At 71.7% G+C, this 15,845-nt stretch carries 11 protein-coding genes and 2 pseudogenes; 3 read left to right on the top strand and 10 right to left on the bottom strand.

The genetic code is table 11. The features are described 5' to 3' along the window. Positions 1 to 55: 55 nt before the first annotated feature. From prfB to pruA, 3 genes are all read right to left on the bottom strand, one after another. On the bottom strand, positions 56 to 1,177 hold the full coding sequence (gene prfB / locus DKT69_RS15815) for a peptide chain release factor 2 (protein ID WP_109802315.1): 1,122 nt from the start codon (positions 1,175 to 1,177) through the stop codon (positions 56 to 58). A 65-nt stretch (positions 1,178 to 1,242) separates the two neighbouring features. Then, complete coding sequence (locus tag DKT69_RS15810) at positions 1,243 to 1,758, bottom strand: PadR family transcriptional regulator (RefSeq protein ID WP_109802314.1); 516 nt, start codon at positions 1,756 to 1,758, stop codon at positions 1,243 to 1,245. A 202-nt stretch (positions 1,759 to 1,960) separates the two neighbouring features. Further along, positions 1,961 to 3,589, bottom strand: coding sequence for an L-glutamate gamma-semialdehyde dehydrogenase (gene pruA / locus DKT69_RS15805; protein WP_109802313.1), 1,629 nt, complete (start codon positions 3,587 to 3,589; stop codon positions 1,961 to 1,963). 458 nt (positions 3,590 to 4,047) lie between these two features. Here pruA and DKT69_RS15800 point away from each other — a divergent pair, with 458 nt between their 5' ends. Beyond that, a complete protein-coding gene (locus tag DKT69_RS15800) occupies positions 4,048 to 5,085 on the top strand; it encodes a hypothetical protein (RefSeq protein WP_109802326.1) in 1,038 nt (345 codons plus the stop codon). A gap of 31 nt (positions 5,086 to 5,116) precedes the next feature. On the opposite strand, the gene DKT69_RS15795 is transcribed toward DKT69_RS15800, so the two are convergent. From DKT69_RS15795 to secA, 4 genes and pseudogenes are all read right to left on the bottom strand, one after another. After that, positions 5,117 to 5,626 carry a DUF6912 family protein gene (locus DKT69_RS15795; protein ID WP_109802312.1) on the bottom strand — a complete coding sequence of 170 codons (510 nt, stop codon included), beginning with the start codon at positions 5,624 to 5,626 and terminating at the stop codon, positions 5,117 to 5,119. 325 nt (positions 5,627 to 5,951) lie between these two features. Continuing rightward, a pseudogene (locus DKT69_RS15790) lies at positions 5,952 to 7,139 on the bottom strand (RNA-guided endonuclease InsQ/TnpB family protein); the annotation flags it as partial. 64 nt (positions 7,140 to 7,203) lie between these two features. Continuing rightward, positions 7,204 to 7,404 carry a hypothetical protein gene (locus tag DKT69_RS37770; RefSeq protein WP_146231100.1) on the bottom strand — a complete coding sequence of 67 codons (201 nt, stop codon included), beginning with the start codon at positions 7,402 to 7,404 and terminating at the stop codon, positions 7,204 to 7,206. 291 nt (positions 7,405 to 7,695) lie between these two features. After that, positions 7,696 to 10,617 (bottom strand): preprotein translocase subunit SecA, encoded by a 2,922-nt coding sequence (gene secA / locus DKT69_RS15780; RefSeq protein WP_109802309.1) that lies wholly within the window; start codon positions 10,615 to 10,617, stop codon positions 7,696 to 7,698. A 161-nt stretch (positions 10,618 to 10,778) separates the two neighbouring features. On the opposite strand from secA, the gene DKT69_RS15775 reads away from it, so the two are divergent. After that, positions 10,779 to 11,957 (top strand): GNAT family N-acetyltransferase, encoded by a 1,179-nt coding sequence (locus DKT69_RS15775; protein WP_236647944.1) that lies wholly within the window; start codon positions 10,779 to 10,781, stop codon positions 11,955 to 11,957. Next, the gene (locus DKT69_RS15770; protein WP_109802308.1) at positions 11,954 to 13,069 is read left to right on the top strand and encodes a GNAT family N-acetyltransferase; all 1,116 of its coding nucleotides are present in this window, start codon (positions 11,954 to 11,956) and stop codon (positions 13,067 to 13,069) included. The genes DKT69_RS15775 and DKT69_RS15770 overlap by 4 nt, the downstream gene beginning before the upstream one ends. Before the next feature lie 74 nt (positions 13,070 to 13,143). Here the strand turns inward: DKT69_RS15770 and hpf are convergent, their stop codons facing one another. The 3 genes and pseudogenes from hpf to tnpB form a co-directional block, all read right to left on the bottom strand. Continuing rightward, positions 13,144 to 13,791 carry a ribosome hibernation-promoting factor, HPF/YfiA family gene (gene hpf, locus DKT69_RS15765; protein WP_109802307.1) on the bottom strand — a complete coding sequence of 216 codons (648 nt, stop codon included), beginning with the start codon at positions 13,789 to 13,791 and terminating at the stop codon, positions 13,144 to 13,146. Between the two features lie 248 nt (positions 13,792 to 14,039). Next, positions 14,040 to 14,501, bottom strand: a pseudogene (locus DKT69_RS15760) (ComF family protein); the annotation flags it as partial. Between the two features lie 34 nt (positions 14,502 to 14,535). Further along, on the bottom strand, positions 14,536 to 15,845 hold a 1,310-nt coding region (gene tnpB / locus DKT69_RS15755), incomplete at its 5' end, for an IS607 family element RNA-guided endonuclease TnpB (RefSeq protein ID WP_109802306.1).

Raw genomic sequence — 15,845 nt, 5'->3', positions numbered from 1 at the left:
GTCATCTATTTACTGCCTGACGTGGAGATCGATGACGCGCTCCGCCCCCGGTTGATCACACAGTGTCGCCGGCCATCTGCTGCTGCTTGCGCCAGCGGATACCCGCCTCGATGAAGCTGTCCAGCTCGCCGTCGAAGACCGCGGACGGATTGCCCGTCTCCTGCTCGGTACGCAGATCCTTCACCATCTGATACGGGTGCAGGACGTACGAGCGCATCTGGTCGCCCCACGACCCGGCGGCGTCGGTCTTCAGGCCCGCCATCTTGGCCTGCTCCTCCTGGCGCTTGCGCTCCAGCAGCCGGGCCTGGAGCACGCGCAGCGCGGAGGCCTTGTTCTGCAGCTGGGACTTCTCGTTCTGGCAGGTGACCACGATGCCGGTCGGGATGTGGGTGATCCGCACCGCCGAGTCGGTGGTGTTGACGCTCTGCCCGCCGGGGCCCGAGGAGCGGTAGACGTCGATCCGCATCTCGTTCTCGGGGATGTCGATGTGGTCGGTCTGCTCCACCACCGGCAGCACCTCCACGCCCGCGAAACTGGTCTGCCGGCGGCCCTGGTTGTCGAACGGGCTGATCCGGACCAGCCGGTGGGTGCCCGACTCGACGCTGAGCGTGCCGTACGCGTAGGGCACCTTCACGGTGAAGGTGGCGGACTTGAGGCCGGCCTCCTCGGCGTACGAGGTTTCGTAGACCTCGGTCGGGTAGCCGTGCCGCTCGGCCCAGCGCAGGTACATCCGGAGCAGCATCTCGGCGAAGTCCGCCGCGTCCACGCCACCGGCGCCGGCCCGGATGGCGACCAGCGCCTCCCGCGAGTCGTACTCGCCGGAGAGCAGGGTGCGGACCTCCATCTCCTGGATGGCCTTGGTCAGCCCGGTGATCTCGCTCTCCACCTCGGCGAGCACCCCGGGGTCGGACTCCGCCTCGGCCAGCTCCAGCAGCACGCCGGCGTCGTCGAGCCGGGAGCGGAGGCTGCCGAGCTTGCTGATCTCGCCGTTGACGTACGACAGCTGCGAGGTCACCGCCTGGGCCTTGGCCTGGTCGTCCCAGAGGTCCGGCGCGGACGCCTGCTCCTCGAGCCGGGCCTTCTCCTCGTGCAGCCGGTCCAGGTTGAGGACGGCCTCGATGTTCCGGAGGGTGGCGTCGAGTTCCTTGAGCTGTTCGGCATAATCGGCAGCGGTCACGACAAACAAGCGTACTTGGCTCCCGACGGTCCGTTCACCTCAGCCGCCCGACCCGCCGGGGCAGGTCAGCCGACCGGTGCGCTCTTCAGCCAGGACAGGGCCGCCTTGTGGTAGGCGACGGCGAACTCCAACGCGCTGGCGTCGTAGGTGTCGCCCTCCTTCTTGGCGTTCTTCACCTGCTCCCGGACCGCCGCCAGGGCCTCCGTGTGGTACTCGTTCGCCGAGGCGTACAGGTTCTTCAGCTGGCTCGCCGAGTGCAGGTCGCCGAAGGCGATCCGCAGCGCGATCGGGTTGCGGATGGTGTCCCGCCCCGGGTTCTCCGCCAGCCAGCGGGAAAATGTCCGTTTCCCGGCCGCGGTGATCGCGTACGGCTGACTCATCCGCGGCCCGGGCTTGCCGAGCCGCACGAAACCCCGCTCGGCCAGCACCGGCAACTCACGGTAGACCTGACTGCGGGTCATCGACCAGTACGGCGCCAACCGCCGTTCAGCGGCGGCCATCAGCTGGCCGCCTGTCATCGGGCCCTCGTGCAGCAGGCCCAGTAGGGCCGCCGCCGTGGGGTTGACTCCGGATTCCGCCATGCCTCTAAGCTGCCACTTTGCCGACCCGGCGTCCAGGATTTGCCGTTTTCGCCACCCAATGGGACTTCCAATGTGCACTGTCGGCGGACGACAGTCCGCCAAGGACATCGATCCCCTCCACCGGCCGGTCAGCTCCGTCCCGCCGGAGGGGCCGGCCCGACCGCCGGTGACGCTCCGTGCGCCACCGGCGGCCGTCGCCGGTTCAGCCCATGTGCGGGTACGTGTGGTCGGTCGGCGGGACGAAGGTCTCCTTGATCGTCCGCGGCGACATCCAGCGCACCAGGTTGTGCCAGGAACCGGCCTTGTCGTTGGTGCCGCTGGCCCGGGCGCCGCCGAAGGGCTGCTGCCCGACCACCGCGCCGGTCGGCTTGTCGTTGATGTAGAAGTTGCCGGCCGCGTAGCGCATCTTCTCGGCCACCGCGTCGACCACCCGGCGGTCGGTCGCGAAGATCGACCCGGTCAGCGCGTACGGCGCGATCGATTCGGCCTGGGCGACCACGTCGTCGAAGCCGGCGTCGTCGAAGACGTGCACGCCGAGGATCGGCCCGAAGTACTCGGTGGTGAAGGTCTCGTGCGCGGCGTCGCTGCACTCGAACAGGGTGGGCCGGACGAAGTACCCGACCGACTCGTCCGCCGTGCCGCCGGCCAGGACGCGGCAGGTGTCGTCGTTGTTGATCAGCTCCAGCGCGGCGGTGTGCCGGAAGAACGCCTTGTCGTCGATGACCGCCCCGCCGAAGTTGCTGAAGTCGGTGACGTCGCCGTAGGTCAGCGAGTCGGTGGTGGCGGCCAGCCGATCGCGCAGCCCGCCCTCCCAGAGCGAGCGCGGGACGTACGCCCGGGAGGCGGCCGAGCACTTCTGGCCCTGGTACTCGTAGGCGCCCCGGATCAGCGCGGTGTGCAGGGCGTCCACGTCGGCGCTGGTGTGCGCGACCACGAAGTCCTTGCCGCCGGTCTCGCCGACCAGCCGCGGGTAGCCCCGGTAGCCGGCGATGTTCTCGCCGACGGTCCGCCACAGGTGCTGGAAGACCTTGGTGGAGCCGGTGAAGTGGATGCCGGCCAGATCCGGGTCGGCCAGCACGACGTCGGAGACCTCCTCGCCACGCCCGGTGACCATGTTGATCACGCCGGGCGGCAGGCCGGCCGCCTCGAAGAGCCGCATGGTGAAGTGCGCCGCGAACTGCTGGGTCGGGCCCGGCTTCCAGACCACGGTGTTGCCGAGCAGGGCCGGTGCCGAGGGCAGGTTGCCGGCGATCGCGGTGAAGTTGAACGGGGTGACCGCGTAGACGAAGCCCTCGAGCGGGCGGTGGTCGAACCGGTTCCACACCCCCGGCGACGACTTCGGCTGAGCCTCCAGCAGCTGCCGGGCGAAATGCACGTTGAACCGGAGGAAGTCGATGAACTCGCAGGCCGCGTCGATCTCCGCCTGCACGGCGGTCTTGGACTGGCCGAGCATGGTGGCCGCGTTCAGGGTGTCCCGCCACGGACCGGCGAGCAGCTCGGCGGCGCGCAGGAAGATCGCGGCCCGCTCCTCGAACGGCAGCGCGCGCCACATCGGGGCGGCGTCCTTCGCGGCCTTGACGGCGGCGCGGGCGTCGTCGTGGGTGGCGTGGCCGGTGACGCCGAGCACGTGCGCGTGCTTGTGCGGCTGGACCACGTTGATCGACTCACCGCCGGCCATCCGCTGCTCACCGGCGATGGTCATCGGCAGGTCGATCCGCTCGGCGGCCAGCTCGGTGAGCCGCCGCTGAAGCCGCTCCCGGTCGGCGCTGCCCGGCTCGTAGGTGCGTACCGGCTCGTTGCGCGGCTCGGGTACGGAGAACACGGCGTCCATCACAGGCTCCTGTGCGATCTCGACGGCGGTGGCGAAACCGGACCCGCGGGCACCGACCGGACGGCCGGTCGCCGGGCACCGCGCGGTGGACCGGTCGCGGCGGCGGGACCTGCGCCGATTCTTCCATGCGACCCCCCTCGGGCCACCCCACCCCGGCTTCTGCCGGCCCCGGCCGTCGTTCCTCCCGCCGATGATCGGGACGGACCACCGCACACCGGACCGTAGGCAGGGACAGCCACAGAGGGGGCGAACCGTCGGCGAGCAGTCCAATGCTCCTGCGATCCTTCGGCGCGCCGCTGCCGCCCGGCCCGCCCACGTCGTCGGCGACCACCAGGCAGGCCCGGCCCCAGGCAGGCCCGGCCCGTGGACGGAGAGGGGCGCCCGGCGACGCGTACCCTGGATGGCCGGTGACCTGCCCGGCCGTCGCGGCCGATCCGGCGTCCGTCGAAGGGGAGACGATGAGCAACCAGCCCGGCAGCTCCACGGCCGCGGAACCGGACCAGCCCACGGCCGCCCCGGCCGAGGAGACCGCCCCGGTCGACGCGACCGGGCCGGCGCCGGCGGGCACCGGACGGGCCACCTTCGCACCCGGTGCCGTGGTGCTCGCGCTGCTGGCCGTCGGCTGGCTGGCGGCGATGCTCTGGTCGACCCGGGCCGCGATCCACTCGACCGCGGCCGGGGTCACCGCGATCAGCCTCTCCGCGTACGCGCTACCCGGTGTCATCTCGGCGGCGCTCGTCGCCGGCGCCGCGGTCGCCCTGGCGGTGACCAACCCGCTCACCCGGCGGACCGAACGCGCCACGCTGCGCTTCCTCGCCACCGTCGGCGCCGGCCTGCTGGTCGGGCTGGCCGCCGCGCTGGCGATCAACCTGACCTACGCCGACAACGCGACCACCAACACGATCGCCGGCACCACCGCGGCGGCGGCCATCATCGGCGGCGCGGTGGCCGGTGCCCGCAACGCCCGGGTGGTCGCCGCGACCGCGACCGCCGCGCTGGCCGCGCTGATCTTCGTGGTGGCCTTCAGCCGCGCCCGGGACCCGCTCTCCGACCTGTTCGGCGCGGGCGACACCCAGGAGTCGGTGCTCAGCGCCGCGAAGTGGGTCTCCCGGACGGAGTCCCTGCTGGCCGGGCTGCTCGCCGGGCTGGTCGCCTTCGGCTACCTGACCTGGTCGCGCCACCGGGCCCGCCGGGACCCGGCCGCGCCGCAGCCGCGCTGGCCGGCCTACCTGCTCGCCGGGGCGGGACCGGGCCTGCTCCTGCTGCTCACCGAGGTGATCATCCGGGTCGGCGGCCGGACGCTGCTCGACCTGGCCGCCGCGCTCAGCGACGCGGACGCGGTCGCGCAGACCGCGCTCGGCACCTCGCGGGTGGACAACGGCATCTGGGTGCTCTTCGTCGGGGCGCTGACCACGCTCATCGCCTTCGGCCGCACCCTCGGCCCGGCACCCGGCGCCGACGAGGCGGAACCGGCCGAGGACGAGCCGGCCCGCTGAGGTCCGGCGGCCGGCGGGCCGCAGGCCGCGGTCAGGAGACCGAGCGGAGCAACAGGTCCAGCTCGGTCACGTCGTACCACTCCAGCTCGTGGTCCTCCGCACCGTCGACCGTGAACTGGGCGTCCGGGTCGCCGGCCTGCGCCTCGGCGATCACCTCAGCTGCGGCAACCACGTCCTCCACCGCCTCCGCGCCGTCAACGTGAATCGCGGCGACCGACGTCACCGGCACCGGCCCGGTCAGCCGGACGAGGCTGGACCCGAGATCCCCGTCCATCCGGCCGACCGCCGACGCCGGCAGATCCACCGAGACCACCACCCGACGGCGGGGTGCGGCCGGGTCGGCCCGGAGCAGGAGCAGCGCGTCCTGGGCGGCCCGGGTGAAGGCGACGTACTCCAACTCCTCCTCGTCACCCTCGGCGTACCACTCGCGCAGCTGGGGGGTGACCGCGTGCGCCTCGCCGTCGGCGAGTCCCTGCTCGCGCAGCCGCGACAGCATCGGGACGGTCGCCGGCACGTACACCCGGACAAGCTCGTCGGTCACGGTGTCTCCCCTGCTCAGGCCCCAACCGGCGGACGCCGGCCGCGGGCGCCGATGATGCCTTACGCCGTGACCGTCATACACCTCGCACCCGCCCGGGAGAAGTTTCCCGCCGGTGTGTCCCGTCGGTCGTGGCCGGACGCGACCGGAACACCGCTGGTTCAGCAACGCCACTGATGGTGAAACTGAGGCAAACGACGTCAACCGTTCAGAGAATCTGAGTGATTCTCTTCCTGCTTCGTTGGTCCATGCCTCGGTGAGCCGAGGTCTTACTGGTCCTCCACAGGCGTTTCGTGTCTCCGGGGAACTGCCCGGCGACAGTTGCGTGTCAGGTGGCGGCGTGCATGGCGGTGAGGAGATTTCGGGCGGCATTGTGGTCTCGGTTGTGGGTGGCGCCGCAGCGGCACGTCCAGGACCGGTCGGACAGGGTCAGTCCGGCGTTGACCGCCCTACAGACGGAGCAGGTCTTCGTGGACGGGTACCAGCGGTCGGCGGCCCATACCGTCGACCCGTACCAGGTGGTCTTGTACTGCAACTGCCGTACGAACTCGGCGAACCCTGCATCGGAGACGGCGCGGGCCAGGCGGCGGTTGCGGAGCATGCCCGCCACGTTGAGGGACTCGACGGCGATGGCGCGTTTGGATGTCGCGAGCCTCGTCGTCAATTGGTGCAGAAAATCGGCCCGCTGGTGGGCGACCTTCAGGTGCACGGAAGCGATCTTCCGGACGGCCTTGGCCCGGTTCGCCGACCCCCGCTGGCAGCGGGCCAGCGCCTGATTCGCCCGGCGCAGCTTCCGCTGCGCCGCCTTCAACGCCCGAGGCGCGTGGATCTCCTCCACTTGGCCCGTGTCGTCGGCGATGACCGCGAACGTGGCGAGTCCCAGATCGATGCCACAGGTCGGCGCGTCGGCCGCAACCGCACGACGGGTGTCGACGTCCGTGCGATCGATCTCGAGCTGGAAAGACACCCACCAGCGCCCCGCCTGCTGGCGCACCGTCGCGCCGATGATCCGGGCCCGGCCGTCACCGATGCGTCCGGTCAACCACGACATGTCCTCCCGGGTGCGCACAGGGCCGACCCCGGGCAACGCGACCATACTCGGGCCGGTGGGGTGGGCTCGGTCGGCGTCATAGCGGAACCGAAACCCATGCCTGCGCTTCCGCCAGGTCGGAAACCCGACCCTGCCGCCCCGGCGTGCACCCTTACGCGAATCGGCCCAGTTCCTCAACCCGGCCGCCCGTACCCGACACGCCTCCTTCGGCACCCGCGACGACAACCCTGCCTGAGTGAACCAGGGGTATGCGGTGGGATGGGCCGCCCGCCACGCCTTCTCCAACGCCGGCGCCGACCACGGCACCGGCGTCAACCGTTCTTCGCCGATGCCGTAGGTGCGCTCGGCGTTGCGCTGATCCAGGGCTGCCTTGACCAGAGCGAGGCAGAAGTTCTCCACCACCCGCGACAACCCCGCGTGCTGAGCCAGCCGGGCACATTGCTGCACGGTCGGATCCAACTCGACCCGGAAAACCTTGTCTGACCCGGCTCATCCGGCCGCCACAATTGCCTCCATCGCAGCTCCCGCCTTACCGGGCCGCCGAACCACACCCATACATGCGGACACAGCAAGAGGTCACAGCGTCCACGACGTCTTCCACCAGTTCATCCGCGACCTCAGCTTCGTCGAGGACGACGATGCGGCGGCCGGTCGCGGCCAGCGCGCACGACGAGCCCTGCACCCCGAAGCGGGCCAGCCGACCGCGATGCTCGACCACGGCCGTCGTCACCCCCGGATCCCGCAACAGCAGCCTCGCCAACCTCGGCCGGTCGCCATTCGACGCACCGGCACCGGCATCCGCCGAGTCCGAGCCCACGACGACCGGTCTGGTAGTGCACACCATTCCGACACGCCCACCCGACAACGTCACCCACTGATGATCACTGAGAAGAACCGAGAATCACTAACGACACGCCAGCAGTTTCCGTTCAATCCGCGCGTGGCGAAGGATGCCGGACGGGCGCGGACGCGGACGGGCCCCGGCCGTTTCCGACCGGGGCCCGTCGTTGCTGCGGGTTGCTCAGGCGCCGTTGTTCGGCGCGCCGTGGCAGCGCTTGTACTTGCGGCCGGAGCCGCACGGGCAGGGCGCGTTGCGGGACGGGCCCGCCTCGGCGCCGTCCACCTGACCCGGGGCCGCCCGACGCGCGGTGCTCGCCGCGACGGCGTGGCCGCTCATGCCGGCCGCCGCCGGGCGACGCGGCGAGGACGGGTTGGCCGGGGCGGCCGGCCGGGCCGTCTTCTCCGGGCTGCCCAGGCCGAGGGCCGGCGCCTGCTGCTCAGCCGGCTCGACGGCCACCGCACCGGCGCCCGCCTCACCGTCGATGGTGGGCGCGGAGTACTGCAGGCCCTGCTGCTGCGGGGCGCGGTTGAGGCCCTTGGCGCGGATCTCCACCGGCTTCTCCAGCAGCTGCACCTCCTCGGCCTCCGGCTCGGGCTCCTCGACCTGGACCTCCAGGTTGTAGAGGAAGCCGACCGTCTCCTCCTTGATGCCGTCCATCATGGTGGCGAACATGTCGAAGCCCTCGCGCTGGTACTCGATGACCGGGTCGCGCTGGGCGTACGCCCGCAGGCTGATGCCCTCCTGCAGGTAGTCCATCTCGTAGAGGTGCTCGCGCCACTTGCGGTCGATGACCTGCAGCAGCACCATCCGCTCGAGCTGGCGTACCGCCTCCTCGCCGAGCGTCTCCTCGCGCCGGTCGTACGCGGCGTGCGCGTCCTCCTTGAGCCGGGCGAGCAGGAAGTCCTGGTCGAGGCCGGCGCGGGAGCCGACCTCCTCCTCCAGCTCCTCGACGGTGACATCCACCGGGTAGAGCTGCTTGAGGCTGGACCAGAGCTGGTCCAGGTCCCAGTCCTCGGCGTAGCCGTCGCTGGTGGCGCCCACGACATAAGCGCTGATCACGTCGTCGATCATGTTGCGGACCTGCTCGGAGAGGTCCTCGCCGTTGAGCACCCGGAGGCGCTCGGCGTAGATCACCTGACGCTGCTTGTTGAGCACCTCGTCGTACTTCAGGACGTTCTTCCGGATCTCGGCGTTCTGACCCTCGATCTGGGCCTGCGCGCTCTTGATCTGGCGGGTGACCATCTTCGACTCGATGGGTACGTCCTCCGGGATGTTGAAGCGCTCCATCACCGCCTCGACCGCGCCGGCCCGGAAGCGCTTCATCAGCTCGTCCTGCAGCGAGAGGTAGAAGCGGGACTCGCCCGGGTCACCCTGGCGACCGGCCCGACCACGCAGCTGGTTGTCGATGCGCCGGGACTCGTGCCGCTCGGTGCCCAGCACGTAGAGGCCACCGGCCGCGGCGACCTCCTCCGCCTCGACGTCGCAGGCCTGCTTCCACTGGGGCAGGACCTCCTCCATCGCCTTGGCGTACTCCTCCGGCTGCTCGACCGGGTCGAGGCCGCGCTGGCGCAGCTCGTTGGCGGCGAGGAACTCGGGGTTGCCGCCGAGCAGGATGTCCGTACCGCGACCGGCCATGTTCGTGGCGACGGTGACCGCGCCCTTGCGCCCGGCCTGAGCGACGATCTCCGCCTCCTTGGCGTGGAACTTCGCGTTCAGCACGGAGTGCGGGATGCCCCGGCGGCGCAGCAGCGTGGAGAGGATCTCGGAGTTCTCCACCGAGACGGTGCCGACGAGCACCGGCTGACCGGCCTGATGCCGCTCGGCGATGTCCTCGATGACCGCGTTGAACTTGGCCTTCTCGGTCTTGTAGATCACGTCGGCCCGGTCGAGCCGGACCATCGGCCGGTGCGTCGGGATGGTCACCACGCCGACCTTGTAGACCTTGTTGAACTCGCTCGCCTCGGTCTGGGCCGTGCCGGTCATGCCGGAGAGCTTCTCGTAGAGGCGGAAGTAGTTCTGGAGGGTGATGGTGGCCAGGGTCTGGTTCTCCTGCTTGATCTCCACCCCCTCCTTGGCCTCGATCGCCTGGTGCATGCCCTCGTTGTAGCGGCGGCCGTGCAGGATGCGGCCGGTGAACTCGTCGACGATCAGGACCTCGCCGTCGCTGACGATGTAGTCCTTGTCGCGCTTGTAGAGCTCCTTGGCCTTGATCGCGTTGTTCAGGTAGCCGACCAGGGGCGTGTTCACCGACTCGTAGAGGTTGTCGATGCCGAGCCGGTCCTCGACCTTGGCCACGCCGCGCTCGCTGATCGCGATGGTCCGCTTGGCGTAGTCGACCTCGTAGTCGCCCTCGCCGTCGGTGCCGGGCTGGAGCCGGGCCACCACGCCGGCGAACTCCTGGTACCAGCGGGCGGAGTGCTCGGCCGGGCCGGAGATGATCAGCGGGGTGCGGGCCTCGTCGATGAGGATCGAGTCGACCTCGTCGACCACGGCGAAGTTGTGGCCGCGCTGCACCAGCTCGTCCTTCGACCAGGCCATGTTGTCGCGCAGGTAATCGAAGCCGAACTCGTTGTTGGTGCCGTAGGTGATGTCGCACTCGTACGCGGCGCGGTGCTCGCTGGCCGGCCGGTTCGGCAGCACCACGCCGACGGTCAGGCCGAGGAACTCGTGCACCCGGCCCATCCAGGCGGCGTCCCGCTGGGCCAGGTAGTCGTTGACCGTGACCACGTGCACGCCCTTGCCGGAGAGCGCGTTGAGGTAGACCGCCATGACCGAGGTCAGGGTCTTGCCCTCACCGGTCTTCATCTCGGCGATGTTGCCGAAGTGCAGCGCCGCGCCGCCCATCACCTGGACGTCGTACGGCCGCTGGCCGAGCACTCGGGCGGCCGCCTCGCGGACCGTGGCGAAGGCCTCGGGCAGCAGGTCGTCGAGGGTCTCACCGTCGGCGAGCCGTTCACGGTACTGCTCGGTCAGGCCGCGCAGCTCGTCGTCCGTGAGGTTGACGTAGTCGTCCTCGATCGAGTTGACGGCGGCGGCGACGGCCTTGAGCCGGCGCACCATACGGCCCTCGCCCGCGCTAAGGACCTTTTCCAGAATCGACACGGATCAACGCTCCCCTAGACAGTCTCGAACCATCGTAGGCGCTCCGCCGCGGCGATGGTCACTGGTGGCGGCGGTCCGGGGCAGCGAAACCGACATAACGTGCGGCCCACGCCCTGACCGGCGGTTTATCGGGTTACGCCCAGCGCGAACGATCCGGCACGATGGCTCGGGTGGAGCCTGTGGAGATCACCGAGGACGGCCTGCTGCTACGACCCTGGCGGACGGAGGACGCCGACGCGGTGCACCGCGCCTGCCAGGATCCGGACATCCAGCGCTGGACCACCGTACCCCGCCCGTACCTGCCCGAACACGCCCTCGGGTTCGTCACCGAGATCAGCGGCAAGGCCTGGGCGGACGGCACCGGGGCGCCGTTCGCGGTCTGCGACGCGGCGACCGGCGAGCTGCTCGCCTCCGCCGGCCTCGTCTCCATCGACCGGGGCCTCGACTCCGCCGAGGTGGGCTACTGGACCGCGCCCTGGGCCCGCGGCCGGGGCGTCGCGGTGCGGGCCACCCGGGCGGTGGCCCGCTGGGCGTTCGACGCGCTGAAGCTGCGCCGGGTCATCTGGCAGGCCGAGGTCGGCAACCACGCCTCCCGGCTGGTGGCGCTCCGGGCCGGCTTCCGGATCGAGGGCGAGCTGCGACTGGCCCACCCGGCGGCCGGCGGTCGCCCGGAGGGCTGGATCGGCTCCCTCCTCCCGGCCGAACTGGCCGCGCCGGGCGAGCCCACGCCGGCCGGCCCGGACACCCTCCAGGCCCGCCGGGCCGCCGTCTTCGGCCGGCCGCAGCCCGTCCTCTTCGCCACCGCCGGGGCCACCGAGCTGCGGCTGCGCCCGATGGAGGAACGGGACCTCGACGCCGTCGTCACCACCTGCCGCGACGAGGACACCATCCGCTGGACCACGGTCCCCCACCCGTACCAGCGCGCGCACGCCGAGGGCTTCATGCGGGACTTCGCCGCAGCCGCCTGGGCCCGGGGCACCGGCGCCTACTACGCCATCGCCGACAGCGACGACCGATACGTCGGATCGGTGGACCTGCGGATCTCACCCGCCGACCCGCTCAACGGCGACGTCGGCTTCATGACCGCCCCGCACGCCCGGGGCCGGGGCTACATGCCCGCCGCCGTGGGCGCCCTGACCGCGTGGGGCTTCACCACGCTGCGCCTGGCCCGGATCGAGTGGCGGGCGCTGGCCGGCAACACCGCCTCCCGCCGGGTCGCCGAGAAGGCCGGCTTCGCCTTCGAGGGCACCGCCCGTGGCGTGCTGCCCGCCCGGGACGGCCGGGGCGACGCCTGGGTCGCCGCCCTGCTCGCCGCGGACCTCACGGGAGGGCCGACGTGACCCCGCAGGTGATCGAGGCCGACGGGGTACGGCTGCGACCGTTCCGCCTCGACGAGGTGGCGGACATCGCCGCGGCCTGCGCCGATCCACTGACCCAGCGGTTCATCTCCGGCCTGCCCGACCCGTACACCGAGGAGACCGCCCGTTGGTGGGTCACCGAGGGCGCCCCCGCGGCCTGGACCGACGGCGGCGCCGCGTACGCGATCGCGGACCCGGCCAGCGACCGGCTGCTCGGCGGCGTGGGCCTGAGCCAGGTGGTGCCCTTCCGCGCGCAGGCGCAGATCGGCTACTGGGTGGCGCCGTGGGCGCGGAGCCGCGGCGTGGCGAGCGCCGCCACCCGCGCCCTGGCCGGGCACGCCTTCGCCACCGGGACGGCCCGGCTGGAGCTGCTCACCCACCCGGAGAACACGCCCAGCCAGCGGGTCGCGCTGGCCGCCGGCTTCCGGCACGAGGGGGTACGCCGGTCCGCCAGCCCGGTCCGCGGGGGTGGCTGGCACGACCTGATCGCCTGGGTACGCCTCGCCGACGACCCGCCCGGACCGGCCGCCCGGCTCCTGCCCGACCTGCCCGACGGCCGGCTCACCGACGGCGTGGTGACCCTGCGCCCGCTGGGCCCGGACGACGTGGACGCGATGTACCGGCTGCACACCCGGCCCGAGGTGGTGGCGAACCGGGTACCGCCGGTGGCGCCCACCAGGGCCGCGATCGAGCGGCGCTGCCGGCGGGCGGAGAGCCACTGGCTGGCCGGCGGCTCGGCCGACCTCGCCGTGCTGGACGCGGCGACCGGGGCGGTGACCGGCGGCTGCGCGCTGGTGTACGACGAACCGTCGACCGGCCAGGCCATGCTCGGCTACAGCCTGCTGCCGGAGGCCCGCGGGCGGGGGCTGGCCACCCGGACGGTGGGGCTGCTCGCCGGCTGGGCTCTCGGCGTCGGGCTGGCCCGGCTCTGGGCCGGCACCCGGCCGGAGAACGTCGCGTCGCAGCGGGTGCTCGAGAAGGTCGGCTTCCGCCGGGAAGGGCTGGCCCGTGGCCGGTTGCCCGGCCCGGACGCCACCCGGGTCGATTCCGTCGTGTACGGCCTGCTCGCGGCCGACCTGCCGGCGGCGCACTGAGGCGGGAGACGACGCGGAGCCGTGGTGGTCGCCCACCACGGCCCCGCCGCCGGTGTCTGCGGGGTGGTCAGGGGTCAGGCGTCGAGGGAGATGATCCCGTAGTCGTAGGCGTGCCGACGGTAGACGACACTCGGCCGCCCGGACTCCTTGTCCTGGAACAGGTAGAAGTCGTGGCCGACCAGTTCCATCTGGAACAGGGCGTCGTCGACGGTCATCGGCTCGGCGGGGTGCACCTTCTCCCGCGCGATGTGCCACGGCTGATCGTCGTCGTACTCCTCGTAGCTGTCCTCGGGTCGTTCGGCGACCGCGGTGGCCGTCCTGGCGCCGTCGGCGAGCGCGGCGGGCACGGCTTCGCCGAGGTCGGCGACCGGCAGACCCGCGGTGGCGGCGGCGACGGAGAGCGGCGCGTGCCGCCCCCGGTGGACCCGGCGCCGGTCGGCCGCCCGGCGGAACCGGGTGTCCAGCTTGGCGATGGCCGCGTCCAGCGCGCTGTAGAAATCATTCGTGCAGGCCTCGGCCCGGATCACCGGGCCCCGTGAGACGCAGGTGATTTCCACCCGCTGGCAATGATCGGCCTGGCGCGGATTGCGCTCGTGGAACAACTCCACGTCGACCCGAATGAGCTTGTGGTCGTAGCGTTCGATCTTCGCGAGTTTCTCGGCTACGTGCACCCGGTAATGGTCCGGCACTTCGACGTTACGGCCCTTGACCACGATGTCCACGTGACCTCCCTTGTTCGGACGGTCGTTCGGTCCGGTACCCGGTCGGCACGCCTGGGAGATCCCCGTTCGGCGTCGACCGGTTCAGTACGGCTACGCCTCCTCTCACCGCCGGGGGCGGTTGGGAAGACCTCCTACCCCCGACAGCAGAACGCTAACTCCTGTTCGTGCGGCAGTCACCCCTTGTTGTCGAGACCGCCCAGGAATTTTCACAGCTCATACACCAAGGGGTGAAACGGAAACACGAAGCGTCACCTGTGGCGTCGTTTTTGCGTTGCGGCGAGCACCGCCGCGACGTCTGGCGTCATTCCCGCCGGGCGCAAAATTCGGCTCACCGCGGCCAGGGTCACCCCGGTGGTGACGATGTCGTCCAGCACCACCACCGCGGTGTCCGCGCCGACCCGCGGCGCAACGCCGAGCCGGCGCAGCCGGAACGCCGAGTCCGCCGCCGCGGCCCGGCCCGCGCTGTCCAGGGCGACCGAGTCCGGCCGGGGCAGGGCCCGCAGCGGCCGGACCACCCGCACCGGCCAGCCGGCCCCGCGGAGCCGGGCCGCCGCGTGGCCGGCCAACCGGTCGAGGTGGTCGCCGTACCGGGCCCGGGCCGCCGGCGCGGTGTCTGGCACCGGCACCAGGAGCACCGGCCGCGACCGGTCCACCGCCGCGGCCACCTCGGCGAGCAGCGCGCTTAGCGGCCGGGCCAACCCGTGCCGGCCGCGCGCGCTCCTTGTACGCGAGCAGCCGTTCCTCTCATGGTGCGCAAGTGAGCACATGATCGGATGTCCTACCTTGCGGTGGGACGGTCCCGGTGTTGCCCGCCGTGGCGGTGCCGGGTTGACGTTTCACAGCCACCAGCCCCGCGAGCGGGGTCTTACGGTCGGCTCCACGTCCGTTTCGCGTCTCCGAGCCACTCCCGGCGACGGTGACCGCCAGGGCGGCCAGGTTCCGTGCGGCATTGACATCCCGGTCCAGGACCAGGCCGCACAGGGTGCAGGTGTAGATGCGCTCGGACAGGGCGAGTTTGGCTCTCACTACGCCGCAGCTCGAGCAGGTCTTCGAGGACGGATACCACCGGTCGGCCACCACCAGCCGCCCACCGCTCCACCCCGTCTTGTACGCCAGTTGCCGCCGCAGCTCGGCGAACCCGGCATCGGCGACGCTTCGGGCCAGCCGCCGGTTGGCCAGCATCCCGGCCACGTTGAGGTCCTCGACCACGATGGTGCCGTACTCGCGGGTGAGCCGGGTGGTGAGCTTGTGCAGGCCGTCGCGGCGCAGATGAGCAACCCGGGCGTGCGCCCGACCGAGCCGGGCGGACGTCCGCTCCCACCGCTTCGACCCGCGCCGCCCGGTGCGCCGGTCCGGGCCGACCCGGCGAGACACGCGCCGGGCCAGACGCCGCATCCGGCGGGCGGCGGCGTCCAAATGGCGGGCGTTGGGCTCCACCTCACCGGTGGACAGCACCGCCAGATGCGACACACCCAGGTCCACACCGACCGTCGCATCCGGGCAGGCCGGCACACCCTGGACGCGCTGCACCGTACAGGTGAACGACACGTACCAGCGGCCGCCGTCACGGCGCACCGCCGCGGACACGACCCGGGCGGTGCCCGCCTCCAGCCGGCGGGCGAGCTTACGAGCCGACTCGTGCAACTTCAACCGGCCCAACCGGGGCAACACCACATGCCTACGGTCCGGCTCCACCCGGATCGCCCCGGTGGTGAACCGCACCGACGGGGTCGACCGGCGCCGAGACTTGAAACGCGGGAACCCCACCCGCCGCCCGGCCCGCTTACCGGTGCGGGAGTCCGACCAGTTCTTCAACCCCCGGGCCAGCGCGTCCAGACCGGTGTTGAACGCCTCCTTCGAACACTCCGCCCACCAAGGCGCCACATCCGCCTTCGCCTGATTCCACGCTCTACGCAGCGCGGGCAGAGACCAGCCCTGCGTCGGGGTCAGGTCCACCTCGTCGATGCCATAAGTGCGTTCGGCGGCCCGCTGGGCCATCACCGCCTTGACCCGGGCCAGCGCCCAGTTGTGCGCCACCCGCGCCGCACCCGCAT

The organism is Micromonospora sicca, assembly GCF_003172935.1.
Taxonomy (GTDB): Bacteria; Actinomycetota; Actinomycetes; order Mycobacteriales; family Micromonosporaceae; genus Micromonospora; species Micromonospora sicca.
The sequence above is the reverse complement of the archived record's forward strand: the minus strand, read 5'-3'. Positions and strand labels throughout refer to the sequence as shown.